Below are 2,973 nucleotides of genomic sequence, written 5' to 3' on the forward strand. Positions count from 1 at the left end.
GCTTAAAATTCTGGATGAATGCCGCCGCCAGTTCGTTCGCTTTTACATCATAATTATGAACATCGCTCCAGGTATTTCTGGGGTTCAAAATTTCGGCCGGAACATCGGGACAACTCACCGGCATGTTCAATCCAAAAACCGGATGCTCAGAAAATTCAACTTCTTCCAGCTGTCCTTTTAAAGCAGCCGTAATCATAGCACGGGTATAAGCCAGTTTCATTCTTTTGCCCACGCCATAGCAACCACCGCTCCAGCCGGTATTCACCAACCATACATTCACTTGATGCTGTTTCATTTTTTCACCCAGCAATTCAGCATAACGCGTAGGATGCAATGGCAGGAAAGCCTTGCCGAAACAGGCAGAAAAAGTAACCTGAGGCTCTGTAACCCCCGCTTCCGTACCTGCAACTTTTGCCGTATAGCCCGAAATGAAATGGAACATCGCCTGTCCGGGATTCAGTTTGGAAATCGGTGGCAATACCCCAAAAGCATCAGCTGTCAAAAAGAAAATATTCTTCGGAACACCCGCCATTGACGGAATAACCGCATTATCAATATAGTCAATCGGATAAGCTACCCGTGTATTTTCTGTTTTATCTATATTGGAAAAATCTACATTTCTGGTACCCGGGAAATAATTGGTATTTTCCAGTAAAGCACCAAAACGGATTGCATGATAGATCTGAGGCTCATTTTCTGCGGTAAGATCTACGCATTTCGCATAGCAACCACCTTCAAAATTAAAAACAGTTCCATTTCCCCATCCATGCTCGTCATCTCCAATCAGTCCCCTTTTCGGATCTGCAGACAAGGTGGTCTTTCCGGTCCCTGAAAGTCCGAAAAAGATTGCTGTATCGCCATCTTCCCCAACATTTGCAGAGCAGTGCATAGATAAAGTCTTTCTTTGTTCTGGAAGAATAAAATTCAGAACAGAGAAAATTCCTTTCTTAATTTCACCTGTATAGGCCGTTCCTCCGATCAGAATGATCTTCTTTGTAAAATTTAGGATAGAGAAATTGGACTGTCTGGTTCCATCGGCCTGCGGGTCTGCCAGAAAACCAGGAGCAGCAACAATGGTCCACTCGGGCTGAATCCCCAAATCTTCTTTTTCCATTCTCAGAAAAAGATTATTGGCAAACAAGCTCTGAAAGGCCTTTTCTGTCACCACACGAATCGTTGTTTTGAATTCTTCATTTGCACAAGCATAGGCATCTCTTACGTAAACCTGCTGCTGCTGCTTCAAATAGTTTGTTACCTTATTATATAAGGCGTCAAATTTCTCCTCACTAAATTCAATATTGATATCCCCCCAAAAAACAGCATTCCTGGTTACATCGTCGCAAACAATAAATCTGTCTTTAGGAGAACGCCCGGTAAATTTTCCGGTGTCAATGGCCAGGGCGCCGCTGTCGGCAAGTGTTCCTTCGCCGTTTTTCAAGGCTTCTTCCACCAATTCTGCTACCTCCAGCTGGTAAAAAGCATTCTCGGAACTTAGGTTCAGGTAGCTTAAGTCCGGCTTTTGCAAAATAACTTTGCTCATAAATAAATAAGTTAGTCCGGCAAAGTTATATAGATAAAAAGGGAATAAGAACCATTTTTCAGGAAAAATTTTACTTATTGTCCCCCTTACACTAACAATTAAATCACTGTAAAACAATGATTTAAAAAAGAAATAATGCGATTTTAGCCTCCGGCTTTCTTCACTTTAAAACCGTCTTTCTGCAACAGTGCCAACACTTTATCTCTGAAATCACCCTGGATCAGGATTTCACCGTCTTTACAAGCCCCCCCTACCCCACATTTTGTTTTAAGCATCTTGGTCAGTTTTTCAAGATCTTCCTCCGGTCCAATAAAACCAGTGATCAGTGTAACGGCTTTACCGCCTCTGTTTTTCCTGTCCAGCATCACTCTTAAATCCTGCTGGTTATTGGCGATACTTTCGTCAGCAGCCTCTTCCTGAGGATAAGTAAATGAAGGATCTGTAGAATACATGATCCCGCCAAAATCATTCAATACTTTCTTCTTCGTCTTCATTGCTTTAGGTTCTAAATCTTTATTCTGCAGGTACGATAATATTTAAGGATAGGGGATTAATGGAAATATCTATTTCAGTTCCCATAAAGAAAGGTTCCCCATCGATATGAATGGCCCCTTCTTTTGGCCGGCTGATGTGAATCTCCTTGCCTGTGATAATCTCTACCATATCCGATTTATGGGTATTGCCCGTCATCATATAATAGCCAAGGACAGGTAAACGATATAACGGGAAATTCTTCACAATACATACGTCCAGCAAACCATCGCTCACCGAAGCCAGAGGAGAAATATGCGCATTATTCCCATACTGGGAAGAATTGGCTATACTCACCACAAAAGCTTTGCGGGTATATGATTTACCGTCAATAACGATGGTATAGGTTTCGGGCATATAGTCGAGCATCTCTTTTAAACCCACTTTCAAATATCCCGAAAAGCCTCTTTTCTTGTTTCCCGCAAAAACAGAACTGATATGGGCATCAAAACCCATTCCAGCCATATTAAAATAAACTTTATCATTAAAGGTGGCCGTATCAATCTGTTTAACATGCAGGTTATTGATCACCTGGATGGCCCTGGTCGGATTCATTGGAATCTTTAAGAACCTGGCAAGTCCGTTACCTGAGCCAAAAGGAATGATGCCAAGCACTTTATTCTGAAGAAGCACCTTGGAGCCGATCTCATTGATCGTACCATCTCCCCCTACTGCAACAATAATGTCAAAATTCTTATTAGCTGCTTCTTCTGCAATTTCCGCAGCATGGCCAACATACTCTGTTACACTATAGTTCGGATTAAACCTGGAACGGTCCAGATTAGCGTCTATAAGTGCCGGAATCTTTAATTTGTCCTTCCCCCCGGAAATCGGGTTGATAATAAATAATATGTTAGATTTTGCCAAAAGTCCTGTATTAATGATTCTACAAAATAATCGAT

General features: G+C 41.8%; 3 protein-coding genes. All 3 read right to left on the reverse strand.

From position 1 onward, the window contains the following. Positions 1-1,540: phosphoenolpyruvate carboxykinase (ATP) (gene pckA / locus DBR11_RS26025; protein WP_108555487.1), on the reverse strand; the 1,540-nt coding region annotated here is incomplete at its 3' end. A 143-nt stretch (positions 1,541-1,683) separates the two neighbouring features. Next, positions 1,684-2,034, reverse strand: coding sequence for a translation initiation factor (locus DBR11_RS26030; RefSeq protein WP_108555488.1), 351 nt, complete (start codon positions 2,032-2,034; stop codon positions 1,684-1,686). Positions 2,035-2,053: 19 nt separating this feature from the next. Continuing rightward, positions 2,054-2,973: diacylglycerol kinase family protein (locus DBR11_RS26035; protein ID WP_369974457.1), on the reverse strand; the 920-nt coding region annotated here is incomplete at its 5' end.

Origin of the sequence: Pedobacter sp. HMWF019 (assembly GCF_003061025.1) — a bacterium.
Taxonomy (GTDB): Bacteria; Bacteroidota; Bacteroidia; order Sphingobacteriales; family Sphingobacteriaceae; genus Pedobacter.